At 69.7% G+C, this 26,381-nt stretch carries 25 protein-coding genes; 20 read left to right on the forward strand and 5 right to left on the reverse strand.

From position 1 onward, the window contains the following. Positions 1–3: 3 nt before the first annotated feature. From flgG to A37E_RS26365, 14 genes are all read left to right on the forward strand, one after another. Positions 4–792, forward strand: a complete 789-nt coding sequence (gene flgG / locus A37E_RS0107435) for a flagellar basal-body rod protein FlgG (protein ID WP_029556023.1) — start codon at positions 4–6, stop codon at positions 790–792. Positions 793–848: 56 nt separating this feature from the next. Then, positions 849–1,403, forward strand: coding sequence for a flagellar basal body P-ring formation chaperone FlgA (flgA, locus tag A37E_RS0107440; protein WP_051678861.1), 555 nt, complete (start codon positions 849–851; stop codon positions 1,401–1,403). Then, positions 1,400–2,518: a flagellar basal body P-ring protein FlgI gene (gene flgI / locus A37E_RS0107445; protein ID WP_029556025.1), complete on the forward strand. Its 1,119-nt coding sequence runs from the start codon at positions 1,400–1,402 to the stop codon at positions 2,516–2,518. The genes flgA and flgI overlap by 4 nt, the downstream gene beginning before the upstream one ends. Positions 2,519–2,638: 120 nt before the next feature. Beyond that, complete coding sequence (locus A37E_RS0107450; protein WP_156026261.1) at positions 2,639–3,331, forward strand: MotE family protein; 693 nt, start codon at positions 2,639–2,641, stop codon at positions 3,329–3,331. Then, positions 3,331–4,089: a flagellar basal body L-ring protein FlgH gene (gene flgH / locus A37E_RS0107455; protein WP_245279284.1), complete on the forward strand. Its 759-nt coding sequence runs from the start codon at positions 3,331–3,333 to the stop codon at positions 4,087–4,089. Before A37E_RS0107450 ends, flgH begins: the two co-directional genes overlap by 1 nt. Positions 4,090–4,093: 4 nt before the next feature. After that, the gene (locus tag A37E_RS0107460; RefSeq protein ID WP_038192750.1) at positions 4,094–4,603 is read left to right on the forward strand and encodes a flagellar basal body-associated FliL family protein; all 510 of its coding nucleotides are present in this window, start codon (positions 4,094–4,096) and stop codon (positions 4,601–4,603) included. A 26-nt stretch (positions 4,604–4,629) separates the two neighbouring features. Further along, on the forward strand, positions 4,630–5,400 hold the full coding sequence (gene fliP, locus A37E_RS0107465; RefSeq protein ID WP_029556029.1) for a flagellar type III secretion system pore protein FliP: 771 nt from the start codon (positions 4,630–4,632) through the stop codon (positions 5,398–5,400). Positions 5,401–5,650: 250 nt separating this feature from the next. Continuing rightward, positions 5,651–6,694 carry a flagellin gene (locus A37E_RS0107470; RefSeq protein WP_029556030.1) on the forward strand — a complete coding sequence of 348 codons (1,044 nt, stop codon included), beginning with the start codon at positions 5,651–5,653 and terminating at the stop codon, positions 6,692–6,694. Positions 6,695–7,133: 439 nt separating this feature from the next. Then, positions 7,134–8,801, forward strand: a complete 1,668-nt coding sequence (gene fliF, locus A37E_RS0107475) for a flagellar basal-body MS-ring/collar protein FliF (RefSeq protein ID WP_029556031.1) — start codon at positions 7,134–7,136, stop codon at positions 8,799–8,801. Then, positions 8,798–9,463 carry a hypothetical protein gene (locus tag A37E_RS0107480; RefSeq protein ID WP_029556032.1) on the forward strand — a complete coding sequence of 222 codons (666 nt, stop codon included), beginning with the start codon at positions 8,798–8,800 and terminating at the stop codon, positions 9,461–9,463. The genes fliF and A37E_RS0107480 overlap by 4 nt, the downstream gene beginning before the upstream one ends. Before the next feature lie 12 nt (positions 9,464–9,475). After that, on the forward strand, positions 9,476–10,627 hold the full coding sequence (locus A37E_RS0107485; protein WP_029556033.1) for a flagellar motor protein MotB: 1,152 nt from the start codon (positions 9,476–9,478) through the stop codon (positions 10,625–10,627). 790 nt (positions 10,628–11,417) lie between these two features. Next, complete coding sequence (locus tag A37E_RS26360; RefSeq protein ID WP_156026262.1) at positions 11,418–12,878, forward strand: chemotaxis protein MotC; 1,461 nt, start codon at positions 11,418–11,420, stop codon at positions 12,876–12,878. Then, a complete protein-coding gene (locus A37E_RS0107495; RefSeq protein ID WP_029556035.1) occupies positions 12,875–14,305 on the forward strand; it encodes a flagellar hook-length control protein FliK in 1,431 nt (476 codons plus the stop codon). The genes A37E_RS26360 and A37E_RS0107495 overlap by 4 nt, the downstream gene beginning before the upstream one ends. Continuing rightward, positions 14,253–15,074, forward strand: a complete 822-nt coding sequence (locus A37E_RS26365) for a lytic transglycosylase domain-containing protein (protein WP_081837496.1) — start codon at positions 14,253–14,255, stop codon at positions 15,072–15,074. The genes A37E_RS0107495 and A37E_RS26365 overlap by 53 nt, the downstream gene beginning before the upstream one ends. A gap of 54 nt (positions 15,075–15,128) precedes the next feature. Here the strand turns inward: A37E_RS26365 and A37E_RS0107505 are convergent, their stop codons facing one another. Further along, positions 15,129–15,827 carry a protein phosphatase CheZ gene (locus tag A37E_RS0107505; RefSeq protein WP_029556037.1) on the reverse strand — a complete coding sequence of 233 codons (699 nt, stop codon included), beginning with the start codon at positions 15,825–15,827 and terminating at the stop codon, positions 15,129–15,131. A 183-nt stretch (positions 15,828–16,010) separates the two neighbouring features. On the opposite strand from A37E_RS0107505, the gene A37E_RS0107510 reads away from it, so the two are divergent. Next, a complete protein-coding gene (locus tag A37E_RS0107510) occupies positions 16,011–16,418 on the forward strand; it encodes a response regulator (RefSeq protein ID WP_024276855.1) in 408 nt (135 codons plus the stop codon). Positions 16,419–16,619: 201 nt separating this feature from the next. On the opposite strand, the gene A37E_RS0107515 is transcribed toward A37E_RS0107510, so the two are convergent. The 4 genes from A37E_RS0107515 to A37E_RS0107530 all read right to left on the reverse strand — a co-directional run bounded on the left by A37E_RS0107515 (position 16,620) and on the right by A37E_RS0107530 (position 20,877). Next, positions 16,620–17,750 (reverse strand): CVNH domain-containing protein, encoded by a 1,131-nt coding sequence (locus A37E_RS0107515; RefSeq protein WP_029556038.1) that lies wholly within the window; start codon positions 17,748–17,750, stop codon positions 16,620–16,622. Positions 17,751–17,821: 71 nt separating this feature from the next. Beyond that, positions 17,822–18,793, reverse strand: a complete 972-nt coding sequence (locus A37E_RS0107520) for a CVNH domain-containing protein (protein WP_038192756.1) — start codon at positions 18,791–18,793, stop codon at positions 17,822–17,824. Between the two features lie 78 nt (positions 18,794–18,871). After that, a complete protein-coding gene (locus A37E_RS0107525; protein ID WP_029556040.1) occupies positions 18,872–19,528 on the reverse strand; it encodes a CVNH domain-containing protein in 657 nt (218 codons plus the stop codon). Between the two features lie 188 nt (positions 19,529–19,716). Then, complete coding sequence (locus A37E_RS0107530) at positions 19,717–20,877, reverse strand: acyltransferase (protein ID WP_029556041.1); 1,161 nt, start codon at positions 20,875–20,877, stop codon at positions 19,717–19,719. A gap of 227 nt (positions 20,878–21,104) precedes the next feature. Here A37E_RS0107530 and A37E_RS0107535 point away from each other — a divergent pair, with 227 nt between their 5' ends. The 5 genes from A37E_RS0107535 to rpoN all read left to right on the forward strand — a co-directional run bounded on the left by A37E_RS0107535 (position 21,105) and on the right by rpoN (position 26,364). After that, entirely contained in the window at positions 21,105–21,725 is a 621-nt protein-coding gene (locus tag A37E_RS0107535) for a ribonuclease D (RefSeq protein ID WP_024276851.1), read from the forward strand. A 177-nt stretch (positions 21,726–21,902) separates the two neighbouring features. Continuing rightward, positions 21,903–22,802: a hypothetical protein gene (locus A37E_RS25865; protein WP_051678863.1), complete on the forward strand. Its 900-nt coding sequence runs from the start codon at positions 21,903–21,905 to the stop codon at positions 22,800–22,802. After that, on the forward strand, positions 22,799–23,455 hold the full coding sequence (locus A37E_RS0107545) for an LptA/OstA family protein (RefSeq protein WP_029556043.1): 657 nt from the start codon (positions 22,799–22,801) through the stop codon (positions 23,453–23,455). The genes A37E_RS25865 and A37E_RS0107545 overlap by 4 nt, the downstream gene beginning before the upstream one ends. Positions 23,456–23,669: 214 nt before the next feature. Beyond that, positions 23,670–24,761 carry an LPS export ABC transporter ATP-binding protein gene (gene lptB / locus A37E_RS0107550; protein WP_245279285.1) on the forward strand — a complete coding sequence of 364 codons (1,092 nt, stop codon included), beginning with the start codon at positions 23,670–23,672 and terminating at the stop codon, positions 24,759–24,761. Between the two features lie 37 nt (positions 24,762–24,798). Continuing rightward, on the forward strand, positions 24,799–26,364 hold the full coding sequence (rpoN, locus tag A37E_RS0107555) for an RNA polymerase factor sigma-54 (protein WP_029556045.1): 1,566 nt from the start codon (positions 24,799–24,801) through the stop codon (positions 26,362–26,364). The last annotated feature ends 17 nt before the right edge of the window (positions 26,365–26,381 follow it).

Raw genomic sequence — 26,381 nt, forward strand, 5'->3', positions numbered from 1 at the left:
GACATGAGAGCTTTGGCCATCGCCGCGACCGGCATGTCGGCCCAGCAGACCAATGTGGAGGTGATCGCGAACAACATCGCGAACATCAACACCACCGGCTTCAAGCGCGCCCGCGCCGAGTTCACCGACCTGCTCTATCAGGCCGAGCGCGCCCAGGGCGTGCCCAATCAGGACGGCGCCGAGCCGGTGCCGGAGGGCGCCCTCGTCGGCCTCGGCGTGCGCACCATCGGCATCCGCAACCTCCATCTTCAGGGTCCGCTGGCGCAGACCGGAAACCCGCTCGACCTCGCGCTCAACGGGCGCGGCTGGTTCCAGATCACCAGCCCCTCGGGCGACACGCTCTATACCCGCGCCGGCTCGTTCAACAAGGGCCCGACCGGCCAGCTCGTGACCGCCGACGGCTATGCGCTAAACCCTGCGCTCACCCTGCCGCAGGACGCCAGCAGCATCGTCATCAACGAGAGCGGTCAGGTCTATGCGCAGATCGCCAACCAGACCTCGCCGACGCTGGTGGGCCAGCTGACGCTCGCCACCTTCGCCAACGATTCCGGCCTCGAGCCGCTGGGCGACAATCTCTATCGCGAGACCTCCGCCTCCGGCCAGCCGGTGACGGGCGTGGCCGGCACCACCGGCTTCGGCGCCGTGGTGCAGGGATATCTGGAAGGCTCCAACGTGGACCCCATCAAGGAGATCACCCAGCTCATCCAGGCCCAGCGGGCCTATGAGATGAACTCCAAGGTGATCCAGGCCGCCGACGACATGGCCGGCGTGGTCTCCAAGGGTATCCGGTGAACGGGGTTGCGGAGATGACTCATCCGCAGCGGCGGACCGTCCGTAGGAGGGCGTGGTTGCGGGCCGGCATCGCTGCCGGCATTTCGACCATGCTCTGCGCCGTGGCCGCCCCTGCGACGGCGCAGAGCATTTCCTCCCTTGCCCAGCAAGCCGCCGCCGGCCGCGAGGAGGTCGAGCCGCCGCGTGCCGCGCCCGTACGTCCGCCGGCCGAGGCCGTGCCGATGGCGCGCATTCCGGTCGCCGCCGTCACCCTCTATCCGGGCGATGTCATCTCCGCCGGCATGATCGCCCAGCGCGAGGTGTCCGATGCCGTGCTCGACCGCGGCGGCATCGCGCTTCAGTCCTCCGCCGTGGTGGGCAAATCGGCCCGGCGGGTCATCGCCGCCGGCCAGCCGGTGCCGCTCAATGCGCTCGTGGATGTCACCCTCGTCACCAAGGGCGTCGCCACCCGCATCCAGCTGAAGGACGGCGGGCTCGCCATCTCCGGCTACGGCATGCCGCTCGATTCCGGCGCGGCCGGCGCCACCATCCGGCTCAAGAACATGGATTCCGGCCAGATCATCGTCGGCGAGGTGGCGGGCGACGGCACCGTATGGGTGAAGACGCGATGATCCGCCTCGCGCTCGCGGCCCTTGCCGCGCTCCTTGCCGCCCTCCTGACGTTCGCCGGCCCCGCCGCCGCGCAGGCGACGACGCGCATCAAGGACATCTCCTCCATCCAGGGCGTGCGCGACAACCAGCTCGTCGGCTACGGCCTCATCATCGGCCTTCAGGGCACCGGCGACACGCTGCGCAACTCGCCCTTCACCGAGCAGGCCATGCAATCCATGCTCGACCGCATGGGCATCAACGTGCAGGGCCTGTCACTGCGCGCCAAGAACGTGGCGGCCGTGGCCGTCACCGCGAACCTGCCCGCGTTCGCCGGCCTCGGCACGCGGATCGACGTGACCATCGCTTCGCTCGGCGATGCGACGTCCCTGCGCGGCGGCACGCTGCTGGTGACCCCGCTCAACGGCGCGGACGGCGTGACCTATGCGGTAGCACAGGGCCAGATCGTGTCCGGCATCCAGATCACCGGGCAGGCGGAGACGCTCAGCCAGGGCGTTCCCACCGCCGGCCGCATCGCCAACGGCGCGCTGGTGGAGCGGCAGATCCCCGGCCAGCTGTCCGAGCTGCCGGAAATCCTCATCGACCTCACCAACCCGGATTTCCGAACCGCCGCGCTGATGGCCGATGTCATCAACGCCTATACCCACGCCCGCTACGGCAAACGCCTCGCCCGCGAGCGCGATCTGCGCACGGTGGTGGTGCAGCGCCCGCCCCATTCCGGCACCGCCCGCTTCATCGCAGAAATCGGCGAACTCCGCATCACGCCGGACACGCCGGCCAAGGTGGTGGTGGACCAGCGCACGGGTACGGTGGTCATCGGCCGCAACGTGCAGGTCTCCACCTTCGCCGTCACCCAGGGCAATCTCACCGTGCAGGTGACGGAGACGCCCGAGGTGTCGCAGCCCGAGCCCTACACCTTCGGCGAGACGGTGGTGGTGCCGCGCACCAACATCCAGGCGGACGAGAGTGGCGGGCCCATCGGCATCGTCCGCGGCACCAATCTCCAGCAATTGGTGAACGGCCTCAACCGCTTCGGGCTGAAGCCCTCGGACATCATCTCCATCCTTCAGGCGGTGAAGACCTCCGGCGCGCTGCAGGCCGAACTGGTGTTCCAGTGACCGGCGGCGCGGCCGCCATCTCCCGCAAGCGTCGCGCAAGTCTCTCCCCCTAGACCTCGACCATCCAAGGCGCCCGTGCCCCCGCCCGGCGCCGCCCCTCGGGGAAGAGGAGGAGGTTCCATGTCCGTCTCGACGGTCCTCATCGACGCCGCCATCATCTATGCGATCGTCTCGGTCTCGTGCTCGCTGTTCGTGGGCGTTGTCGCGCTCCGGCGCGTGACCTGCACGCGACTTCGCATCCTCGTCGTCTCAGCCCGCCGCCGCAGGGCCGCCCGGGCCAGGAGCGTCACCGCGCTGGCGCTCGCCGCGCTCTGCGGCACCGTCCTGATGCTCCCGGCCGATGGCCGCGCCGAACCCGCCGCTGGTGCCGATGCCGCCGCCGGCGAGAATGCGGCGCTCTACTGCCGCAACATCGCCGATGCCGCCGCCGACGCCCGCTTCACCCGCCAGCAGGCCGCGCTCGCCGCCATGGAGAAGGAGATCGAGGCCCGCCTCGCCCAGCTCGAGGCCAAGCGCGCCGAATACCAGGAGTGGCTGGCGCGCCGCGAGGCGTTCCTGAAGAAGGCCGACGAGAGCCTCATCGCGGTCGTCTCCCAGATGCGCCCGGACGCCGCCGCCGCCCAGCTCGCGGCCATGAACGAGGACATGGCGGCCGCCGTGCTGGCGCGGCTCTCGCCCCGCGTCGCCAGCGCCATCCTCAACGAGAGCGAGCCGGCCCGCGCGGCGCGCCTCACCTCCACCATGGTGGGCATGGCCCGCCGCGCGCAGGACGCGCGGCCGGATGCCCCCCGCACCGCCGGACGGCCGGGCTGATGCGCGCCAGAAAGGCCCCTCACGCCATGCCCCCCGCCCCGCAGATCGTCCTCGCGGCGCTCGCCTGCCTCGCCCTCGCCGGCTGCAAGAGCACCTATGACAATCTCGCCACCGGGCCGACGCTGACGCCCGTGGGCTACGGCCTCGACACCGCCAAGCGCGACCCGCTGCCGATGACCTTCCAGCAGCCGCAGAAGACCACCTTCCGCTCCACCTGGGACCTCAACCGCTCCCAGAGCATGTATCGCGACCTGCGGGCGGCCAAGGTGGGCGACGTGATCCGCGTGGCCATCGCCATCGACGACAAGGCGCAGTTCGACAACGCCACCGACCGCTCGCGGGAATCGAAAAGCAATCTCGGCTTCGACGCGGCGCTGACCCTCTCCGGTTTCGGCAAGGGCGCCAACGCGGGGGCGGGCTCCGGCAATCTCGACATCAACGGCGACACCAAGACCAAGGGCAAGGGCAACATCGACCGCTCCGAGAAACTGCGCCTCTCCGTGGCGGTGGTGGTGACGGAGATTCTGCCCGACGGCAATTTCGTCATCCGCGGCTCGCAGGAGATCCTCGTCAATTACGAGGTGCGCGAACTGACCATCGCCGGCATCGTCAACCCGCTGGACGTCTCGTCGACCAACATCATTCCCTACGACAAGATCGCCGAGGCCCGCATCTCCTATGGCGGACGCGGCCGGCTCACGGATGTGCAGCAGCCCGCCTGGGGCCAGCGCATCTACGACGTCGTGACGCCCTGGTGACGTGATGGCCACCTCAGCCCCCGCCAAAGCCCTCGGCCCGAACGGAGCGCCGGAGAAGAAGCCCGGCCTCCTCGTGCCCCTCCTCATCGTCACGCTGCTGGCGCTCGCCGCCGGGGCGGGGCTCGGGCTCCAGCTCGCCGGCACAGTGGAGCAGGCGGTGACGAAGAAGGTCGCCGCCGAACCCGAGAAGAAGCCGGCGGCGCCGCTGCGCCATTCCGGTGACCTGGTGCTGAAGGATCTCAAACCGGTGGTGGTGAACCTGTCCGCGCCCTCCTCCACCTTCATCCGGATCGAGACGGCCATCGTGTTCAAGAACGGTGCGCTGGTGAACCCGGACGTGACCGCCGCCGAGCTGCGCGAGGACATCATGGCCTATATGCGCACCCTGGCGCTCAGCCAGCTCGAAGGCCCGAGCGCGCTCCAGCACCTGCGCGAGGACCTCAACGAGCGCGCCCGCGCCCGCTCCGACGGCAAGGTGGACGAACTGATCCTCTCCACGCTGGTGGTGCAGTGAGGGCGCCCGCGCGCCTGTCGGCGCTGATGTGCGCGCTCGTCGCCGGCCTGCTCCTGTCCGCCGCACCGGCCCTTGCGCAGGGCGCCGCGCAGTTGCCGTCGCTGGAGCAGCTTCTGCCCGAGAGTGGCGGCAGCACGGCGGGGCGGCTTATCCAGATGGTGGCCCTGCTCACGGTGCTGTCCGTGGCGCCGGGGCTGCTCATCATGGTCACGAGCTTCACCCGCTTCGTGATCGCCTTCTCCTTCCTGCGCTCGGGCCTCGGCCTGCCCTCCACGCCGGCCAACCTGGTGCTGGTCTCGCTCTCCCTGTTCATGACCTTCTACGTGATGGGGCCGACTTTCGACCGCGCCTGGCAGGACGGGGTGAAGCCCCTCACCGAGAACCGCATGGGCGAGGAAGAGGCGCTGCAACGCATCGCCGACCCGTTCCGCGACTTCATGCTGACCCATGTGCGCGGCAAGGACCTGAAGCTGTTCGCCGACATCGCCTCGCGCGACAAGCCGGCGGAGGAGGCAGCGACGTCCCCCGCGCCGGAGAAGGCGAGCGAAGAGAAAGTGCCCATGCGGGTGCTCATCCCCGCCTTCATGATCTCGGAGCTGCGGCGCGGGTTCGAGATCGGCTTTCTCATCGTCCTGCCCTTCCTCATCATCGACATGATCGTCGCGACTTTGGTCATGTCCATGGGCATGATGATGATGCCGCCGGCGGTCATCTCTTTGCCGTTCAAGATCCTCTTCTTCATCCTCATCGACGGCTGGAACCTGCTGGTCGGCGGGCTGATCCGCTCGTTTTTCTGAGAGCCCCGAGGCGAGCAAGCCTCGCGCAAGCTTGCCGCTCTAACGTCTCTTCCATGGCAGGTTGACCGGTCCGAGAGGGCCGGGCGCCGGACCCCTAGAGCGAAGAGAACGCATCATCCGATCTGATTGCGGTGCAATCAGATCGGCGCGTGCTCTGCGGGCCGGCCATCCAAAGGCATGATGCCGCCCTGCCATGCCGGTGCGAGCCCGGCATGTCCCCCTTCATTCCAAGTCACAGAGGGACATTCCCATGACCAGCCTGATCACCAACAACTCCGCCATGGTCGCCCTGCAGACCCTGCGGACGATCAACTCCAACCTCGACACCACCAACGCCCACGTCTCCACCGGCAAGCGGATCAACTCCGCCAACGACGGCGCGGCCTACTGGTCCATCGCCACCACCCTGACCTCCGACAACGGGGCGCTGGGTGCGGTGAAGGATGCCATGAGCCTCGACAAGAACTCGGTGGATGCGGCCTCCAGCGGCGTCAACGCGGTGGTCGCCTCGCTGGCGAAGATCAAGAACAACCTGACGGCCGCCCTCTCGCCGAACGTCGACCGGGCCAAGCTGCAGACGGAAATCTCGTCCTACGTCAGCGAGATCAAGACCACCGCCGACAACACCGTGATGAACGGCAGCAACTGGCTGTCGGTGGACACCAGCGCCTCGGGCTTCAACGGCACCAAGAACCTGCTGTCGTCCTTCTCGCGCACCGGCGAAACCGTGACGGTGGGCTCCACCTCCATCGACACCGGCTCGTTCACTGTCTACGACGCCTCCACCGCCGGCACCTCCACCGGCACGTCCACCACCCTCGACAAGGCCGTCACGGCCGTGGCGACGGCGGCGAACGTCACCGGCGGCGCCACCGTGACCGTGGACACGACCGCGGGCAGCCTCAAGGGCTTCATGGACACCAAGTACGTCATCGGCGGCACCGCCACGGCCGGCACCGAGTCCATCACGGACTTCGACGTGTCGGACCTCGGCAACACCGATGCCGACCTCGCGAAGATCCAGGCCTATGTGAAGGTCGTGGACGCCACCATGCAGCAGCTGCAGAACGGCGCCACCACGCTCGGCACCACCTCGACCCGGCTCGACTCGCAGCAGACCTTCGCCCAGAGCCTGATCGACCTCAACACCTCGTCCATCGGCACCCTCGTGGATGCCAACATGGAAGAGGAATCGACCAAGCTGAAGGCCCTGCAGACGCAGCAGCAGCTCGCGGTGCAGTCCCTGTCCATCGCCAACAGCTCTTCGCAGAACGTGATGACCCTGTTCCGCTGATCGCGTCCGCCGCCGCGCCTCCGGGCGCGGCGGTCCGCGCGCCGGCGCCGCTCCCTCCCGCGGCTCTCCGGCGCGCCCTGAGTTTCTGCGTCCCCCCGACGCCCCCCTCGGCCACCTCCGCCCCCGGAGCGTGGCCATTTTTTTGCCCTCTCCCCTCGCGGGAGAGGGTGGATCGCGGCAAAGCCGCGAGACGGGTGAGGGTGCTGGCGCAGCACGAGCGGACGCGGGGATCGCGCCCGGCCTCACCCCTCACCCCCGCCCCCTCTCCCGCAAGGGGAGAGGGGAGACGCAGAGCCCCCGCAACGCCCATGCAAGTTTGACCGTCGAGATTGCCGCCCGAGGCACATGAGCGCGACCGGATCTTCCGGTTGGCGCGTGCCCGGTCCCTGTTCCCGGCAGCGCCCCGCGCGCGCCGGCCGCAATCAGACGAGATCCGCCGATGATCGGCAAAGAGCAGTTGGAGCAACTCTGGCGCAATCTGCGCGATCTCGGCGCGCGCCGCCTGATCGCGCTGGCGCTGATCGCCCTCACCGCGGTGGCGGCCGTGGCGCTCGGCGCCTGGTATCTCGGCCAGCCCGAGCGCGAGCCGCTCTATGCCAACCTCACCCGCGAGGACGTGAACCGCATCGGCGGCGCGCTGAAGGACGCGGGCATCCCGTTCGACGTGAATGCGGACGGCACCACCGTCCTCGTCTCCCATTCCGACACCGCCCGCGCCCGCATGCTGCTGGCGGTGAAGGGCCTGCCGCAGAGCGGCAACACCGGCTACGAATTGTTCAATGATGTCCGCGCCTTCGGCCTCACCTCCTTCATGCAGGAGGTGACGCGGGTGCGCGCGCTGGAGGGCGAGCTGGCCCGCACCATCCAGACCATGAAGGGCATCAAGGCGGCGCGCGTCCATATCGTCCTGCCCGAGCGCGGCTCGTTCCGCCGCGACCAGCAGAGCGCCTCCGCCTCCGTCGTCATCCGCACCGAGACGGCGGAGGACGCCTCCACCGCCCAGGCCATCCGCCACCTGGTCGCCGCCGCCATTCCCGGCCTCAAGATGGACCAGGTGACGGTGCTCAGCACCGAGGGGGCGGTGCTCTCCTCCAGCGAGGACGGCGCCAGCGCCGCCGCCGGCAAGAAGGCCATGCTCCAGCAGCAGGTGAGCCGCGAGACCGAGGAGAAGGTCCGCCGCACGCTCGCCCCCTATCTCGGCCTCGGCAATTTCGAGGTGCAGGTGTCGGCACGCCTCGATACCGATCGCGTCACCACCTCCGAGACCACGTTCGATCCCGCATCCAAGGTGGAGCGCTCCGTGCGGGTGGTGAAGGAGCTGGGCCAGAGCCAGAACAAGACCAAGCAGCCCAATACGTCCGTTCAGCAGAACATCCCCGGCCAGCAGCAGCAGGGCGACGGCGGCACGGATTCCAACGAGAACTCCTCCCGCCGCGAGGAGCTGACCAATTTCGAGGTCTCCACCCGCACCGTGCAGACCGTGCGCGAGGCCTTCGTGGTGCGCGGCCTCTCCATCGCCGTGCTGGTGAACAAGGAGCGCCTCATGGGCGCGGCCGGCGGCGCCGACGCCATTCCGGTGGAGCAGCAGCTCTACGAGGTCGAGCAGCTCGTCGCCTCCGCCTCCGGCTTCGAGAAGGAACGCGGCGACAAGCTGAAGGTCGCGGCGGTCTCCTTCGCTAATGGCGGGGCGGCGCTGGAGCCGGTGCCGCCGCTTCCGTGGTCCGAGCTGCTGCTGCGGCAGGCGGGCACCATGATCAATGCCGCCACCATCCTCATCGTCGCCGGCCTGGTGATCTGGTTCGGCCTCAGGCCCGCCGTGCGCGCCATCCTCGCCCGCCCCGAGCGCGACGAGGTGGAGGATGCCGAGGCCATCGAGGCCGCCATGCTGGCGGGCGGCGCCCCGCTCGCTGCCGTCGCCGGCCCGTCCATGGTGCCGGGCGACCCCGCCGCCGGAGAGCCGGCGCAGGGCGCGCTGAGCCTGATCGAGGATCTCACCAGCCGGCTCAACCGCTCGCCGCAGAAGCGGCTGGAGCAGATCGTCGAGTTCGATGAGGAGCAGGTCGCCGCGATCCTGCGCCAGTGGCTGCATCAGGATGCCCGCGTATGAGCACCACCGCGCTTCTCAACCACCTGCCCCATTTCGGCGTCGCGCCGCGCGGACCAGCCAGAGGCTCCGCCCCGGTGAGCGCCGTGCCGCCCGTTCCCGCGATCACGCCGACGCCCGCCTTGCGCCCGCACGAGCAACCCGGCGCCGACGCCATCCGCGCGGCGGCCGAGGAGGCCCGCCGTGTGGCGCTGGAGGAGGCGTCCATCGCCCTCGCCGCCTGCGAGCAGCAGCTCGCCGATGCCGAAGCCGCCTTCGCCGCGCGCCTCGAAGAGGAGATCACCGAGGCCCGCGCCCGCTGGTGCGCCGAAGAAAGCGCGCGGCTGGCGGGCCTCATCGGCACCGGCCTCGACACAGTGGAAGCGCGCCTCTCCGAAGCGATCGCCGCCGTGCTGCGCCCCTTCGTGAGCGGCGCCGCCCGCGCCCGCGCGCTCGACGAACTGGCCCGGCGGGTGCGTGAGCTTCTGCGCGGCGGGGCGGCTGGCCCGTCCATCACCATCACAGGCTCGGGCGACCTCGCTGCGGCACTATCCGCGCGGCTCTCGGACGTGCAGGGCATCGTTCTCGCGGAAGGACCGGCGAGCGACCTTCGCATCACCTGCGACGACAGCGTGCTGGAAACCCAGCTCTCCGGCTGGGCGGCGGCCGCCGCCCGCGGCAACTGACGGGAGCGCGCCATGTCCGGCAAGGAGCCCCACGGCGAGATCATTATCGTCAAGCGCCACGATGACGAGGAGCACGAGCACCATTCGAGCGCCTGGAAAGTGGCGCATGCCGACTTCATGACGGCGATGATGGCCTTCTTCCTCATCATGTGGCTCATCAACGTCACCGACAAGGATACGCGCAAGGCCATCGCCAATTACTTCAACCCGGTGGACCTCGCCTCCAGCATCACCGATGTGCGCGGGCTGAACGATCCCGAGGACACCAAGGCCAAGGGCACGTCTTCCGACGGCGACAAGCAATCCAGCCTGAAGAACACCACGGGGCGCGAGACCGGCGCCGGCGACGACCGCCAGCAGGGCGACAAGGAGCGCGCCGCGTTCCGCGATCCCTATGCGGTGCTGAACAAGCTGGCCGGCGATGCCGACGCGCGGGCGGGCGGCACGCCTGACGCCGCCGTCGGTGATACCGGCTCGCCCGGCACGGGCGCCGGCGACGTGAACCGCGATCCGTTCGATCCCACCTATTGGCAGATGTCCACCGGCCGGCAGGCGCGCAATCCGCAGGCCAAGCCCTCCAAGGTGGACCAGCCCTCCGGCCGCCCGGATGCCACCACCGGCGCCACGAAGCCGGGGGAGGCGGAGAAGGCTCAGGCCGAGAAGGCACAAGCGGCCGCGGCGCAGGCCGCGGCAGCCGGCAAGGCTGCACGCGATCTGGAAAGCGAGCTGAAGCAGGTGGTCGCCGCCACCGTGGGCACGCCCGGCGCAGCACCGCGCGTGGATGTACGCGCCACGAAGGAAGGTCTCATCGTCGATCTCACCGACGATCTCGACTTCACCATGTTCCCGGTGGGCTCGGCGGTGCCGGACGCCCGCTTCGTGCGGGCCATGGGCGAGATCGCCAAGAAGCTCGGTGCGCGGCCGGGTGAGATCGTCATCCGCGGCCACACCGATGCGCGGCCGTTCCGCTCCGACACCTACGACAATTGGCGGCTCTCCAGCGCGCGGGCGCACATGGCGCTCTACATGCTGGTGCGCGGCGGCCTCGACGAGAAGCGCGTGACCGCCATCGAGGGCCTCGCCGACCGCAACCTCAAGAACACTGCCGATCCCAACGCGCCGCAGAACCGGCGCATCGAGATCCTGCTGAAGGCGCCCTCATGACCCGGCCCGGCCTTGTCCTCCTCTTCGCCGGCGCCCTGCTGCTGCCCGGCACCGCCCGCGCCGAGGACGACGCGGACCCATGGGACGGCCTGCGTGGCGAGACCGCCGCCCCCGTGCGCCCCGCCACGGCCAAACCGGCGCCCGCGAAGCCGGCCACGCCCAAGCCGGCCGCACCGAAGCCCACGACAGCGACGACGACCTCCGGGACCCGGGCACGCCAGCGGCTGCGGCGGCCAACGCCGACAAGCCGGCGCCGAAGCCTGTCGCGCCCAACACTGTCGCACCGAAGCCGGCACCGACGGCGGCCGCCCCTGCGCCAGCGCCACCTGCCGCAGCTCCCACTCCGCCCAAGTCCGCCGCGACGCAGAACGCGGCAGCCCCCTCCGGCACCGTGCCGAGGCCCCCCGCAGCCGAAGCAATGAACGGTACCGCCGCCCCGAAACCCGCTGCGCCGCCGCCGGCCCCCAAGCCCGTGGCATCCCCGGCACCGGCCGCGCGTCTTCCGGGCGCAACGTCCCCAGCGCCCCCGGCTGCGTCCGGCACATCCGTCCCGGTTGCGACCCCCAAGCCTGCGGCAGCAACCCAGCCAGCAGCGCCCAAGCCCGCGGCCCGATCGAACCCCGCCGCCGCGCCCAACCCTGCGACGCCACAGCCCGTGCCCGGACCAGCCCCACGTCCGGCAGTAGCGCCGTCCATGCCTGCATCGGCGGTCTCCGCCTATGCCCCGCTCGGGCCTTCGCCCATGCCGCTGCCGCCCCACCGGCCCCTGCCGCAGGAACCGATAGCGCCGATGGCACCTGCGCGGGCTCCTGCCGCTGCGCCGGCTCTAGCGCCACCCCCGGTCGCGGCGGAGGCGGGCGGAATCCCGGCTGGGTCCCTGTCTCTCCCCCTCGCCGAGACGACCGGGGCCGTCGCGCCCCCGGCTTCCGAGCCGGCACCAGCCACGCCGGCGGAGCCCGCCGCCCATGCCGCAGCCGAACCGGCGCACGATACCCATCCCGCCCAAGCGCCCGCACAGGATCAGCCGGCCGGCTCCTCGCCCAGCCATGCGGATGCATCCGCGCCTCACGGCGCACCGGCCGAGGCCACGCACCCGACCGGACGCACCGACATCTATCCCGTCACGCTCGTGCGCCGGCTCCAGCGGTTGCAGGATCTCATCGCCGCCGGTTCCACCGCCGGCATCGCCCAGCAGCGGGCGATGATCACTGAGATGGACGCGGCCTTCGGCGATGCCGATGCCTCCGTCTGGCAGGACCCCGCCAACGCCCGCGCGCTGGTGATGTATTTCCTCGGCGGCGGCAATCCGGCGGTGCTGCGCGGCATCATCCAGCGTGAGCCGAAGCCGAACATCGACGAGAAGCTGCTCACCGGCAGCCTGCTCTATCTCGAAGGCCGGGAGGAGCCGGCCCTGCGCCAGCTCGGCGAGATCGACGCCCGCAAGTTGCCCAACGGCATCGGCGGGCAGATCGCCCTCGCCCAGGCGGCGCTCACCGTGCGCACGGACCCGGCCAAGGCGTCGCGGCTGCTGGAGGTGGCGCGCCTCCTCATGCCCGGCACGCTGGTGGACGAGGCGGCCCTGCGCCGGGCCGTGCTGGTGGCGGCGCAGGCCGGCGACCTCGACCAGTTCGAGCGTCTGTCGGGGCAGTATTTCAGCCGCTTCCGCCATTCCGCCTATGCCGGCAACTTCCGCCAGCGCTTCGCCGCTGCCTTGAGCCGCATGAACGTGCTGGCGACGCCGGACGGCCTTTCACGGCTCGACGCGCTCCTCGCGCCCCTCGACGAAGAGGCCCGGCGCGAGGTGTTCCTGCTGGTGTCGCGCTCGGCCATCGTGGAGGGCAAGACCGCGCTCGCCACCACCGCCGCCGAGCGGGCCATGGTGCTGGCACCGGCCGCGAGCCGCGATGCCGAGCGCGCTCGCGTCTATCTGAGCGCCGCGCAGGCGGCGACGCCAGATCGCTACCAGGCGGCAGAGGCGGCGTTGAAGGCCATCGACCGCGCCCGCCTCGACCCTTCCGACCAGGCGCTGCTGGAGGCCGCAAGCCGCACCGCCGAGCTGATCCGCCGCGCCGATGAGGCACCTTCCCCGGCTCCTGCCCCCTCCTCCGCAGCAACCCCGTCCGCTCCGGCGGTCGTCGCCAGCGCCCAGCCGGTGCGGACGGCGGGAAACGAGAAGCCCTCGGCGGCGCTGGCGAAGGCGCAGGCGAAGCTCGGGGAGATCGATACCCTGCTGAAGGATGCGCCGCGATGAGGACCGCCGACCTCACCTTGGCAGCCTTCGCCCTGGCCCCCGACACCGCCGCCGGCCGCGAGCCCCTGCCGCAGGACGGCCCGCCCTTCGGCGACCTGCTCAGCCTGATGGAGGATGTCCGCCCGGCGCCCCGCCGCGAGGGGGAGGCGCTCCGCGACGATGCTACGGAGCCGCTCCCCGCCGAGCCCCTGCCCCGCCTCCCGGCGGCGAGCCTCGACCGGCTGCTCGCGCGCTGCGAACGCCCCGCCCCGGAGCGCGGCGGGATCGACACCGCCCCCGCTCCGCGCGCCGCGCTGGTCCTGCCGCCGCAGGAGACACACCCCATCGACGCCACCGAGTCCGAGGCCGAGTCGCCCTCCGATACGCCCGACACACCTCTCCAGCCGCCCGCCATGCCGCTCCTCGCGATATCGCCCGCGCCAGCCATGGACGCGCGGGACACGCCGGCCCCGGACGTCGCGCCCCGCGCTCAGGCGAGGCCGGCTCCCGTTCCGCTGGCGGCACCGGCGGGGTCGGCGGATGCGCCGCCGATGCAGCTCGTGGTGCTGCGGCAGGAAACGCATTTTGCGCCGGTGCGCGCCTTCACCCAGCCCGCATCGGCACCCCTGCCGCTGGCGCGGGCCGACACGCAACGCCCAGCGTCCACGCGCGAAGCGACAGGCGCGCCCGCAGCGGACGCCCTCTCCCCGGACCTCGACCCAAGCGAAAACCGGATGCCGGTCCGGCCGCTCCCGCCGCCCGTCGCGCCCGACGACACCCAGGGCGACCCGACCCAACCCCGTCGCATCGCCCCGGACCCGCGCCAGGCACCCGCCCGGCCCACCGTGCCCGTGGCGGAACCGCCGAAGCTCCAGCCCGCCCTCAAGGCGGAGGCAGCCCCCGCGCTGCCCTTCGCCAGCCTTGCGCAGGTCGGCCGCGCCATCGCGGCGGAGGTGGCGCAGATCGATCCCGCTGCGGCGGGCGCCCCGGCCGGGGGCGCGATCGAGGTCCCGGAGAGCGGTGCCCCGACCGGCCCGGTACGCGTGCTCGACATCGCGCTTTCACCGGAAACGCTGGGGCGGGTGGTGGTGCACATGCGCCTCACCCCGCACGGCCTCACCGTGCGCCTCAAGGCGGACAACCCGGCCACCGCCGAACTGCTCGCGGCCGACAAGGACCATCTCTCCGCCCTCCTCGGCTCGGCCGGACTAACCGACGTGGAGCTGGACGTCGGCGGCCCCGTCCTGTCGCAACTCGATGCGCCGGTGCGCAGCCTTGCCGCGATGGAAGGCCCGCCGCCGCAAGAGAGCGCGGACGAGGGACAAGGCGGCGGGCGAGGCAGCACCGACCCCGGCCGGCAGGGTCGCAACGGCCGGCAGGACAGGACATTTCCCGATGACGACGCTGCGCCTTCTTTTGCTGACGAGCCTCGCGCTGGCCCCGGTTGAGGCGCACTGCAGCGACGCATCCGCCCCGTTGGGCCCACCCGCCGCCAACGAGACGGGGGATGTGGCGGCCGAACCTCAGCTTCCGATTTCCGCTCCCCCTGCGCCCGCACGGCCCATCTGGGGGGAGCGGCGCCCGCCTGAGCCGCGGCAAGCGGCGCCCCAGAAGGCGGAGCCGGCTCCGTCCGTCTCCGGCCAGGCGACGGCTTCACCCCCGAAGAAGGACGCTGGCCGAAAGCCCGTCCCGCACGGCATCTGCGAGCGCGAGCTGGCACGGGCGGCGGCGAAGTATCAGATTCCGCTGCAGATCCTTTACGCCGTCGCGCTCACCGAGAGCGGCACCGGCAGCGGCCTCCAGCCGCTGATGCTGCACATCGAGGGCAAGGACCATCTGCCCGCTTCGCTGCCCGAGGCCCTCGCCATGTTCCGTGCCGCCAACGATCGCGGCGTGAAGCTCATCGACATCGGCTGCATGCAGGTGAACTGGTACTGGCACCGGGAGGAATTCCGGACGCTGGAGGAGATCTTCGATCCGCGTCTCAACGTGGAGCAGGGCGCGCGCTTCCTGAAGGAGCTGCGACAGCGGCACGGCAGCTGGACCATGGCGGTCGCGCGCTACAATGCCGGGCCGAAGAACACCGTGGGACAGCATCGCTATGTCTGCAAGGTGATGAAGAATCTCGTGGCCGCCGGGGTGGGGGAATGGACCGCCACCTCCGAGGCCTTCTGCGCCGCGCCGCCGGTGCCGCCGGAGGCTGCGCGAACCGAGTGAGGCCTGGCCGGGAGCAGGCGGGATGCGGACCGCACCCCGCCTGCCCCACGCGCCTCAGGCGAACAGGCTGTCGATATCGTCCTGAGAGACCACACCCACGTCGTGAGCCAGCGCCGGCCCGTTGAGGAGGGCCTCGTCGCCTTCGCGAGGGATGATGCGGGCGCCCTGGGCCACGAGATCGGCCCCGCCCCAGATGTCGGTCATGCGCGCCACCCGTTCCTCGATGAACAGCAGCAGCTTCACCACCTTGCGGATGCGCTGGCCGGTGATGTCCTGGAAATTGCAGGCCTCGAAGATCTTGGTGGTCTCGTTCTGCATTTCAGTGGCGAGGTCCGCCGCATCGCCGGTGAGCAGGGTGTGCATCTGGATCATCAGGGCATCGACCCGCTCGGCGGAGGTGAGGATGGCTTCGGTCGCCTCCTCCGTGTCGGTGACGACCGCCTCCAGCTCGCTGGTGGCGCGCAGCAGCTTCTCGCCCCGCGCGCCTTCGGCGTGCAGGCTCGCGATCTCGTGCTTGGTGTGCTGGATGGCATCCTGGATGGTCTCGATGCCGGCCCACAGCACATTGCGGTCGCGCTCGCGATCGACAGCGGGATCGCGCGTCTTGAAGCGCGCGATCTCCTCGCGCACCTCGGCGAGCTCGCCGAAAATGCGGCGCAGATGGTCGTCGAGGCCATCCATCGCGAAGAGGTCGACGGCGGCGCCGGCGGAACTCGGGGTCTCAATCCTGAAGGGTCGCCGGGCAGCCGACATTAGGGCCTCCTGAAACACGCTATGCTTTCCGATCTCCTATAAATCGTCCCAGATGATTGAGGAAGATGACCCCAATTCTTGGTGCAAGCCTCACACAAGCCCGGGACATCAGAACATCATTCGTCGTTGCGCTCGCCAAACATGGATGGAGCGTGTTCATCGTCCCCGTTTCTGGAGTGTGTCATGGGGGTTGATCTTGGGATGCCCGTCCTTGTGGTGGACGACTACAAGACCATGGTGCGCATCATCCGAAACCTTCTGAAGCAGATCGGCTTCGAGGATGTGGACGAGGCCTCCGATGGCACCGAGGCGCTGGCCAAGCTGAAGGAACGCAGCTACGGCCTCGTCATCTCGGACTGGAACATGGAGCCGATGACCGGCTACGAGCTGCTGAAGCAGGTGCGCGCCGACGGCGCCCTCGGCCAGATCCCGTTCATCATGGTGACGGCGGAAGCCAAGTCCGAGAACGTGATCGCCGCCAAGAAGGCCGGCGTCAGCAACTACATCGTCAAGCCGTTCAACGCCCAGACGCTGAAGGGCAAGATCGACGCGGTGTTCGAGAACCTTGGGGCCGAGGTGGCGGTCGACTGAGCCTTTTAGGCTCCCGATCCGGTCCGCCGGCCGCGCCGCGACGACAATGGTCGCGGCCGGGAGGGCCCCGGAGGTCGTTCACCGCCCCAAAGGGATCGTCGACGACCACCAGGAGGGCCGACGGGCCTGAAGCGCGCTCCTTGCGGCAGACTGCGCGCGCCATGCAATCCAGTCCATGAGACCCGCCGGCGACCTGTCCTGCTACCGACAGGTCAGCCGGCCATTGTCGTTGGCGATGTCGCGGCCGGGGCTGCACCAGGAGACGGCGGTGGTGGCTTCGGACCAGCGGCCGTTGCGGTCCTGGCAGGAGGCCTTCAGCCATCCGGCCACCACGCGGATCTCGCGGCAGCTCGCCATGTAGGAGCCCGGCGGGGGACGGTCGCTGAAGCCGGACGAGCCGCCGCGCGAGCAGCGCAGGTCGCTGTTGTCGTTGTAGATATCCGCCCCCTGCAGGCATTGCGAGAGCTGGAGCGGCACCGAGGTGCGCCACGTGCCGCCACGGTCCTGGCACATGGCGCGCAGGAAGCCGCCGCTCACCGTCACGTCCCGGCAGGTGGAGCGATAGGAGCCGTAGGGCGCGGGCGTGGTGTTCCAGCCCGATCCGGACGACGCGGAGGACGCGGAGGAGGCGCAGCGCAGGATGCCGTCGTCGTTCACCACCTCACGATTGCTGCACCAGGAGAGATAGAGCGAGGAGGAGAGCCACGCGCCACGGCGGCTGAGGCAATTGCCGCGCAGGGTGCCGGAGTCGAGCGAGATGTCCCGGCAGGTCTCCTGATAGGAGCCGGGCGGGGGATAGTCGCCCGCATGCTGGGAGGTGAAGGAGCGGCAGGCGAGCCGGCCTTCCACATTGGCGATGTCGGCGCCCAGCGGGCAGCCGGTGAGGGAGAGGCCGGCCTCGCGCCAGTTGCCCCAGCCGTCGCGGCAGGTGGCCGAGAGCCAGCTGCCTTCAAGCCTCAGGTCACGGCAGGACGAGGTGTAGGTGCCGGCCGGCGGGCGCTGGACCACGGGCGGCGGGGCCGGCGGCTGGGGCCGGGGCGGCGGCGACGGGGCGAGCGTCCCGTAGAGCGATCCCGGAGCGGGCGTGTCCTTGCAGATGAGCTGGCCGTTGCGGTTGGCGATGTCGCCGTCGCAGGAGGGGAAGTCGTCGAGGCGCGCCACCACCCATTCCCCCGCGCGGGTGGCGCAGAAGGCGGCGAGATCGCGCCCCCAGCGCACCTGCACCTGCCGGCAGCTCTCCAGATAGCTACCGACCGGAATGTCGCCCGCCGCCGCGGCCGGCGTGGCGGACAGGCACAGCAGGGCTGCCGCCCAAACCCGGAAGTTCATCATGCGGCATCCTTCGCACGAGGATTGAGGATGAGGCGCAGCCCCGTGGGCGGCACCGAACTACCGCACCGAACCTAACGGCATGTCAGGCGCCCGTCCACATTGGCAATGTCGTGGGAGCCGCCCGAGCACCAGCTGGCGAAGGTGCTGCTGTCCTTCCACGTGCCCGATGTACTCTTGCACGAGGCCTTCAGCCAACCGGCGGACATGCTGATATTGCGGCAGGTGGCGCGGTAGGAGCCGGAGGGCAAGGCACTGCCGCCACCACTGCCGCCACCGCTTCCGCCGGTGCCACCCCAGCTTCCGCCGCCCCATTTGTGGTCATCCGGCACGGGCGAGCCTTCCGGCCGGCAGGTGAGGCTGCCGCCTTCATTGCGGATGTCGCGGCCGTGGCCGCACCAGGATGTGGCGAGCGTGGTGGGCACCCAGCTGCCGAAGCTGTTGCGGCAGGTGGCCCGGATGAGCCCGGCGGAATAGCTGATGTCGCGGCAGGACGCGCGGTAGGAGCCCGCCGGGGGCCGATCGCCGCTGAAGCCGGAGCCGCCGCAGGAGAGCCGTCCGTCCTCATAGACGATGCCCTTGCCGGGAATGCAGCCGGCCGGCATCAGGCTCGCATCCCGCCAGCCGCCCCAGTCGTCCCGGCAGGAGGCGCGCAGCCACGGGCCATCCATGCGGATGTTGCGGCAGGACGCCTTATAGGGGCCTGCGGGCACTTGCTGGAACGACGGCGTGGGCGAGGGGGCGATGCCGCCGGGGCCGAGGATGCCCCCGCCGCCGCCGGCCGCGCAGGTCAGCCGCCCGTCCACATTGGCGATATCGCCGCGGCAGGCGGGGAAATTGTCGAGGCGGGTCACCACATCCCGGCCGGCACGGTTCGGGCAGAAGGCCGCGAGGTCGTGCCCGAACCGCACCTGAACCTGCCGGCAGCTGCTGAGATAGCTGCCCGGAGGCACCGACTGCGCCGCGGCGGGCGAGAGGCCCGCCGCCAGCATCAATCCCAGTACCGCCAGCGCCCCGCCCAGCAGCCTGTCAAGCGCCCCCGCCATGGCATCACTCCCCGACCGAATCGATCGGGGCGATGATACCAGTGACGCAGGGTTGGCTCACCTAGCGATAGGTCAACGTCAGAAGCAGGCGAGGTTGCCGTTCTGGTTGGAGATGTCGCGGTAATTGCCGCAATTGTTCATGTTGAGCGCGGTCGGGTTCCAAGAGCCGTTCACCCGCTGGCACTGGGCGCGCAGCACGCCGCCGAGGCCCATGGAGATGTTGCGGCAGGTGCGCATGTAGGAGCCCGGAGGCGGCTGGAGCCGCTGGCGCGAGGGGCAGAACAGCTGGCCGTTCTGGTTCGAGATGTCCGAGCCGGGCTGGCAGGTCAGCGTGTTCAGCACGGAGGGCTGGTAGTTGCCGCCGCGGGTGAGGCAGAAGGCGCTCAGCACGCCGTTGCGGAATTCCACGCGGGTGCAGGTCTGGCGATAGGAGCCGCGCGGACCCACCGCCGGCGGCGGGGGCACCGGGCGGCGCTGGCACCAGAGCTGGCCGTCCTGGTTGGAGATGTCGCCCCGGCAGGACGGGAAATCGTTGAGCCGCGTCACCACCCATTGGCCGTTGCGGGTGGCGCAGAAGGCGGCGAGGTCGGCGCCGTCGCGCACCTGCGCGTCACGGCAGGAGCGCAGGTAGCTGCCGGGCGGCACCGACCGCGCCTCGGCCGCCGTGCTGGCCATCAGGCCAAGCGCCAGAATGAGGCCCGCAAGGCGCAGGCCTGTCGCCAGAAACGAACGCATCTTCTTCCCCCCAGGCTTTCGTAACGTCGAAACGGCGCCGCTTCTAGCACGGCGGACCGCGGCGCGCACCGGGCACGCCGCAGCATCGACAAGGGCCCAACCCGTGGCCTGACAAGGTAAAAAGCGGCCGATGACGCCTCGCGGTCCGCGCGCGGACCCAGGAGGAGCGCCTCAGCCCGGTCGCGCCGTCACTCGGCAGCGGCGCTCGGCTTGAGCACGCGCCCGATCCGGCGGGCCACGCCCCGTCCATATTCACGCCAGGGATGCTCGATGAAGCGATAGGTGACATCGGCAAGGGCAACGACTACGGCAGCCAAGACAAGGGCGATGCCCGTGCCGATCGCCAGCGAGGTCGCGCCGTCCACGTGGGCCGTGAGCGAACCCAGCACGCGCTTGAGGACGGAATCGGTCATAAGCAGAATGAACATGTGGATCATGTAAATGGAGTAGGAGGTCTTCCCCAGATACTGGAACACCCGCGTGTTCAGGATGGTGCAGCCCATGCCCCGATCCAGATGCAGGGACAGGATCAGGAAAACCAGCGGCACCACGGCGATCACGATGGCCGGCCCGCGCAAATAGTGCAGCACAACGAGGAAGGCCAGCACGGCGCAGAACTGGATCGCGGTCAGGGTGCGATCGGACATCTTCTGCATGTAGGCCGCCACCGACCTGCGCGTCATCACCTGATAGCACAGCACTCCGGTCGAGAAGCCCGCGAGCCCCCTCAGCAGCGAGGGCAAGCCGTAGGTGGCGTCGGCAATGCCACCGGGAGTGAAGGCCACATAGGTGTAGGCGAGGATCGAGAAGGCGACGATGAACCAGGGCGTCCATTTCCAGCGGAAGGGCTTGAGCGGCACGACAAGGGCAAAGACGATATAGGCCAGCGCTTCGCAGCTGATGCTCCAGCTCGGGGCATTCCACTCGTTCTTGCCGAACGGCCCCCAGGCCTGCACCAGGAATATCGTCGCCATCAGCAGCTCGACGCTGGTGCGCCCGGTGAAGGCGGTGCCGCTCAGCGTGGCGCCGGAAAGGCCGGCCACCAGCCGCGCCAGCTCCTTGAGCAGGAACAGCGCCAGAATGAAAATGTGCAACGGGTAGATTCTGAAAAAGCGCAGCGTCAGAAACCGCTTCATGTCCCGGGTGTCGTCGATCCTCTCCAGATAGGCGGAGGCAATGACAAATCCGGACAACGCAAAGAACAGATCGACGAACAACTCGCCGTAGACGATGGCATCCACATGGAGAAAGATGCTGTTGAACTGCATGTGGTGGATCGCGACCATCAATGCCGCAATGCCACGAAGGCCGTCCAGCGCCTCATAGCGAGACGCAGCCGTTTCCGCCATGTTCCAGCCCTTCCTCTATCACCTGCAACCATACCGCACCGCACACAATGGGCCAAGCGCCCGGAGCGGGCGGGCGGGGCCGGCCGCGTGCGGTATCTGTCCGGGCGTGTCTTCCCTGCACGGCCGGGCAAAGGCAGGCGGGGCAAGGGCATAGCGAGCGGCCCCATCGACAGGCCTGCGCGCCTTCGCTAGAAGCCCAGTCCTGAACGTGGATAAACGATACACTCATGACCATCCGCCTCCATCGCGGCGATCTGCCCGCGGATTTCGTGGCCGCTTCCGTCGTGGCCATCGACACCGAGACCATGGGTCTCGACCCGTTCCGCGACCGGCTGTGCCTCGTGCAGCTCTCCAACGGTGACGGCAGCGCCGACCTGGTGCAGATCCCGCAGGGCGCCGGGCCCGGCAGCGCGCCGAACCTCGTGCGGCTGCTGACCGACCCGAACGTGACCAAGCTGTTCCATTTCGGCCGCTTCGACATCGCCGTGCTCCAGCACACCTTCAAGGTGATGCCGCAGCCGGTGTGGTGCACCAAGATCGCCTCGCGGCTGGTGCGCACCTACACCGACCGGCACGGCCTGAAGGAGCTGCTGCGGGAACTCCTCAACGTGGACATCTCCAAGCAGCAGCAAAGCTCGGACTGGGGCGCCGCCGACCTCTCCGACGCCCAGCTGTCCTACGCCGCCTCGGACGTTCTGTATCTGCACGCGGTGAAGGCTAAGCTGGAGGACATGCTGGCGCGCGAGGGCCGCACCGGGCTCGCCGCCGCCTGCTTCGCCTTCCTGCCGGCCCGTGCCGCCCTCGACCTCTCCGGCTGGGCGGAAGAGGACATCTTCGCCCATTCGTGATCCGGCCCGACGCGAAAAAGCGTTGCGCATGAGAGGCTTGGGCACGGCCCTTGCTTCAGGGCGCCATTTCGGACACCTTGGGCCCCGCGCGTGGGGCGACGCGCCGGACGCCCGCGTGAGGGGGCGTGCAGCCGAGAACAGGCGCCAGCGGGGCAGGCCCGCCGCCGGAACAGGGCCATGAACCGACACGTGCCGCCACACGATTTCGATGCGCGGGAGGCCGAAGCCTTCACCCCGCCGCCCCCGCCGGACTTCACCAAGGCGCGGCGGCACAGCGCACGCGTGCGCTGGATCAAGCGGCTGGTGCCCGTCACCATCATCGTCGCCGTCCTCGGCATCGGCGCGGTGTCCATCCTGTCCCGGCTGAAGCTCTCCATCGACCTGCCGTTCGACATCGGCCACCTGACCCTGTCGGGCTCGCGCCTGACTATGGAACTGCCCAAGCTCTCCGGCTTCACCGACGACAATCGCGGCTACCGTATTACCGCCAAAACGGCAGTGCAGGATCTCACCCGGCCGGACGTGATCGAGCTGTCCGACATCGAGGCGCGCCTGGAGCTGGCCGACAAGGGCTGGGCCAGCGTCAACGCCAAGACCGGCAGCTTCGACACCAAGAAGCAGTTCATCACGCTCGGCGACGGCGTGGACCTCGCCATGAACGGCGGCTACGGCGGCAAGCTGGAAGACGCCGACGTGGACATCAAGGCCGGCACCATCGCCACCGCCCATCCCGTGGTCTTCACCTATCTCGACGGCAAGCTGGTGGCCGACCGACTGGACGTGACCGACCGCGGCGCGCGCGCCCTGTTCCAGGGCCATGTGCAGCTCGATTTCCGCATGAGCAACCTGCCCGGCCAGAAGCCGGACGGCGCCAACGCGGCAGGAAACAGTGCGGCGGGCGCCAATTCGGCTGCCCCCACCCACGCCGCCGATGCGACGCCCGCTTCCGCCGTCCATGCAGCGCCGGCAGCGCCCGCAACTACCGGAACCATCACCGTTTCGCCTGCGCCCTCTTCCGCGGCCCCGGCGCTGGTGCCGGCGCCCCTTCCCCCGCGACGCCCGGTCCCTGCTCAATGATGTGTCATGCGAAGGCCCTCAAGGTCCGCCTCCCGGTTTCGAGCCTCGCACCCGCCTGCATTCTCGCGCTGGCGGCCCTTCTCGTCGCCGGTCCTGTGGCCGCGCAGGCGCCCAGCACCAGCGTGCCCAACGCGCTGCAGGGCTTCGCCCGCAACCGCGACCAGCCCGTGCGCATCAATGCCGACGGGCTGGAGGTGCGCGACAAGGACAAGGTCGCCGTCTTCTCCGGCAACGTGCTGGTGACGCAGGGCGACACCACGCTCCGCTCCAAGGACCTCCTCGTCTATTACGAGGGCTCGATGAACGAGCAGGCCGGCGGCACCCCGCAGACGGGCACCGATCCGGCCCAGAAGGGCCAGATCAAGAAGCTGGAGGCCACCGGCGGCGTGGTGGTGAAGACCAAGGAGCAGACCGCCACCGGCGACAGCGGCGTCTTCGACATGAAGACCAACACCGTCACCATGGTGGGCAAGCCGGTGGTGCTGACCCAGGGCCCCAACGTCATCCGCGGCCAGAAGCTGGTGGTGGATCTCGTCAGCGGCGTGTCCAAGTTCGAGGGCGGCCGGGTGGAGAGCCTCATCGTCCCGGGCAGCCTGAAGGAGGCGGACAAGCCCAAGACCGAACAGGGCGGCCAACAGCCCCCCAAGCGCTGACCGGCCGAGGCGGCCCTGCGGCCGCCTTTTGCAGCCTTCATGCGTCTGTCAAGTTAAATTATTTCTCTTTTGTTTCAATTGACTATTCCCATTTCCGCGAGACCTGCGAACTCTCGCCCCTGAAATCGGCCCGCCTCTTGCATGGAGGCGTTGCATCCCCGGCTGGGACGTTCTAAACCTTCCAATCTGGGGGCCGGGTTTTCCGGAGGTCGCGTTGAACGTCCTGTCCATGTTCGGCAAGTCGAAGTCGGGAGACTCGAAGTCGGGGGGAAAGTCCGTCTCGGGCAGCGCCCGTGGCGAGCAGGATGCGCGCCAGTACGACCCCCGCGAACACGATCCCCGCCAGACGGATGGCATTCCGCTCCCTGCGGGCGATCAGGATTCCCGCGAGTGGGAAGAGGACGATCCGCGCAGCGATGCGGGATATGATGCGGGCTACGAGACGCCCGCCCGCGCCGCGCCGGACCCCCGCCACCGTGCCTACATGCCGCCGGACGCCGCCTATGGCGACGACGCCGATGCGGGCGACCACTATCCCGCATCCTATCCCGGCGACGGGCGGGATGCGCTGCCCTTCAATTCCACCGGGGCGCTGGCCGCCTTCGGCCTCGCCAAGTCCTATGGCGGCCGCAAGGTGGTGAAGGACGTGAGCATGAACGTCCGCCGCGGCGAGGCGGTGGGCCTGCTCGGCCCCAACGGCGCCGGCAAGACCACCTGCTTCTACATGGTGACGGGCCTGGTGAAGGCCGATGCCGGCCGCATCGAGCTGGACGGCCACGACATCACGCCCCTGCCCATGTATCGCCGCGCCCGCCTCGGCGTCGGCTACCTGCCGCAGGAAGCCTCCATCTTCCGGGGCCTCTCGGTGGAGGACAACATCATGGGCGTCCTCCAGGTGTCGGAGCCCAACCGGGCCCGCCGCCGCGAGGAGACCGAGGCGCTGCTCGAAGAATTCAAGATCACCCATGTGCGCAAGTCGCCCTCCATCGCCCTGTCGGGCGGCGAGCGGCGGCGCCTCGAGATCGCCCGCGCGCTCGCCACCAAGCCGGCCTTCATGCTGCTGGACGAGCCGTTCGCCGGCATCGACCCCATCGCGGTGGGCGACATCCAGGCGCTGGTGCGCCATCTCACCTCGCGCGGCATCGGCGTGCTCATCACCGACCACAATGTGCGCGAGACGCTGGGCCTCATCGACCGCGCCTACATCATCCATTCCGGCGCGGTGCTGATGGAGGGCGATCCGGAAGCCATCGTCTCCAGCCCCGATGTGCGGCGGCTCTATCTGGGCGAGGAGTTCCGCCTGTGAGCACACGCCGCGCCATGGACATCGGGGGGCCAGCATCATGGCGATGAGCCCCAAGCTGGAGTTCCGGCAGAGCCAGTCGCTGGTGATGACGCCGCAGCTGATGCAGGCCATCAAGCTGCTCCAGCTCTCCAACATGGAGCTGGTGGCCTATGTCGAGGCCGAGCTGGAACGCAACCCGCTGCTGGAGCGCATCACCGAGGGCGAGGCGAGCGGACCCGAGCCGCAGCCGGAGGTCCGCGAGACCCGCGGCGAGGAGATGGCGCGCGGCGGCCTCGACGGCGAGCCGCCCCCGGCCAGCGACTGGACCGGCCAGGACAACGAGCAGAGCCGGGCCGCCATGGAGACCCGCCTCGACACCGACCTCGGCAACGTCTTTCCCGACGACGCCCCCGCCGATCGCGGCACCCCCGGCGGCGGCTCCACCGCCTCCAGCCCCTCCATGGGCGAATGGAGCGGCGGCGGCGAGCGTGGCGACGACTACAATCCCGAAGCTTTCCTGACCGCCGAGACCACGCTGGCCGACCATCTGGAAGCGCAGCTCTCCGTGGCGGTGAGCGATCCCGCCCGGCGGCTCATCGGCATCAATGTCATCGGCCTCATCGACGAGACCGGCTATTTCACCGGCGACCTCGACCTCCTCGCCGGCCAGTTCGGCGTGCCGCGCGATGAGGTGGAAGCCGTCCTGAAGCTCATCCAGACCTTCGAACCCTCCGGCGTCGGCGCCCGCAACCTCGCCGAATGCCTCGCCATCCAGCTGCGCGAGCGCGACCGCTTCGACCCCGCCATGCAGGCGCTGGTGGCCAACCTCGAACTCCTCGCCCGCCATGACCGCAACGCGCTGAAGCGCATCTGCGGCGTGGACAACGAGGACCTCGCGGACATGATCGGCGAGATCCGCCGGCTCGATCCCAAGCCCGGCCTCGCCTTCGGCTCCGGCGTCGTCCACCCGCTGGTGCCGGACGTCTATGTGCGCCCCGGCGCCGACGGCACCTGGATCGTGGAGCTGAATTCCGAGACGCTGCCGCGGGTTCTGGTGAACCAGAGCTACCACGCCACCGTGGTGAAGCACGCCAAGTCGCAGGAGGAGAAGAGCTTCCTCGCCGACTGCCTGCAGAGCGCGAGCTGGCTCACCCGCTCGCTGGACCAGCGCGCCCGCACCATCCTGAAGGTGGCGAGCGAGATCGTGCGCCAGCAGGACGCCTTCCTGCTACACGGCGTGCGCTTCCTGCGCCCGCTCAACCTGCGCACGGTGGCGGACGCCATCGGCATGCACGAATCCACCGTCTCGCGCGTGACCTCCAACAAGTACATCTCGACCCCGCGCGGCGTGGTGGAGATGAAGTTCTTCTTCTCCTCCGCCATCTCCGCCTCGGGCGGCGGCGAGGCCCATTCGGCGGAATCGGTACGCCACCGCATCAAGACGCTGATCGAGGCCGAGGCGCCGGAGGACGTGCTCTCCGACGACACTCTGGTGCAGAAGCTGAAGGACGACGGCATCGACATCGCCCGCCGCACCGTCGCCAAGTACCGGGAGGGCATGAACATCCCCTCCTCCGTCCAGCGTCGCCGCGAGAAGATGGCCCTGCGCAGCGAGGCGAGCTGAGGGATAGAGCGCCTTGG

Source organism: Xanthobacter sp. 91 (genome assembly GCF_000702385.1).
In the GTDB taxonomy this organism is placed as follows: domain Bacteria; phylum Pseudomonadota; class Alphaproteobacteria; order Rhizobiales; family Xanthobacteraceae; genus Xanthobacter; species Xanthobacter aminoxidans.

Bases quoted from the DNA above. Each gene is read 5' to 3' on its own strand.
- A37E_RS0107480 (WP_029556032.1), top strand. From the start codon at position 8,798: ATGAGCACCACCGCGCTTCTCAACCACCTGCCCCATTTCGGCGTCGCG.
- A37E_RS0107535 (WP_024276851.1), top strand. From the start codon at position 21,105: ATGACCATCCGCCTCCATCGCGGCGATCTGCCCGCGGATTTCGTGGCC.
- rpoN (WP_029556045.1), top strand. From the start codon at position 24,799: ATGGCGATGAGCCCCAAGCTGGAGTTCCGGCAGAGCCAGTCGCTGGTG.
- A37E_RS0107510 (WP_024276855.1), top strand. From the start codon at position 16,011: ATGGGGGTTGATCTTGGGATGCCCGTCCTTGTGGTGGACGACTACAAG.
- A37E_RS0107460 (WP_038192750.1), top strand. From the start codon at position 4,094: ATGGCCACCTCAGCCCCCGCCAAAGCCCTCGGCCCGAACGGAGCGCCG.
- A37E_RS0107515 (WP_029556038.1), bottom strand. From the start codon at position 17,750: ATGATGAACTTCCGGGTTTGGGCGGCAGCCCTGCTGTGCCTGTCCGCC.
- A37E_RS26365 (WP_081837496.1), top strand. From the start codon at position 14,253: ATGACGACGCTGCGCCTTCTTTTGCTGACGAGCCTCGCGCTGGCCCCG.
- A37E_RS0107545 (WP_029556043.1), top strand. From the start codon at position 22,799: ATGATGTGTCATGCGAAGGCCCTCAAGGTCCGCCTCCCGGTTTCGAGC.
- A37E_RS0107485 (WP_029556033.1), top strand. From the start codon at position 9,476: ATGTCCGGCAAGGAGCCCCACGGCGAGATCATTATCGTCAAGCGCCAC.
- flgH (WP_245279284.1), top strand. From the start codon at position 3,331: ATGCGCGCCAGAAAGGCCCCTCACGCCATGCCCCCCGCCCCGCAGATC.
- A37E_RS0107525 (WP_029556040.1), bottom strand. From the start codon at position 19,528: ATGCGTTCGTTTCTGGCGACAGGCCTGCGCCTTGCGGGCCTCATTCTG.
- A37E_RS0107520 (WP_038192756.1), bottom strand. From the start codon at position 18,793: ATGGCGGGGGCGCTTGACAGGCTGCTGGGCGGGGCGCTGGCGGTACTG.
- fliP (WP_029556029.1), top strand. From the start codon at position 4,630: ATGTGCGCGCTCGTCGCCGGCCTGCTCCTGTCCGCCGCACCGGCCCTT.
- A37E_RS0107530 (WP_029556041.1), bottom strand. From the start codon at position 20,877: ATGGCGGAAACGGCTGCGTCTCGCTATGAGGCGCTGGACGGCCTTCGT.
- A37E_RS0107495 (WP_029556035.1), top strand. From the start codon at position 12,875: ATGAGGACCGCCGACCTCACCTTGGCAGCCTTCGCCCTGGCCCCCGAC.
- A37E_RS25865 (WP_051678863.1), top strand. From the start codon at position 21,903: ATGAACCGACACGTGCCGCCACACGATTTCGATGCGCGGGAGGCCGAA.
- A37E_RS0107470 (WP_029556030.1), top strand. From the start codon at position 5,651: ATGACCAGCCTGATCACCAACAACTCCGCCATGGTCGCCCTGCAGACC.
- flgG (WP_029556023.1), top strand. From the start codon at position 4: ATGAGAGCTTTGGCCATCGCCGCGACCGGCATGTCGGCCCAGCAGACC.
- A37E_RS0107450 (WP_156026261.1), top strand. From the start codon at position 2,639: ATGTCCGTCTCGACGGTCCTCATCGACGCCGCCATCATCTATGCGATC.
- A37E_RS26360 (WP_156026262.1), top strand. From the start codon at position 11,418: ATGGCACCTGCGCGGGCTCCTGCCGCTGCGCCGGCTCTAGCGCCACCC.
- flgI (WP_029556025.1), top strand. From the start codon at position 1,400: ATGATCCGCCTCGCGCTCGCGGCCCTTGCCGCGCTCCTTGCCGCCCTC.
- A37E_RS0107505 (WP_029556037.1), bottom strand. From the start codon at position 15,827: ATGTCGGCTGCCCGGCGACCCTTCAGGATTGAGACCCCGAGTTCCGCC.
- fliF (WP_029556031.1), top strand. From the start codon at position 7,134: ATGATCGGCAAAGAGCAGTTGGAGCAACTCTGGCGCAATCTGCGCGAT.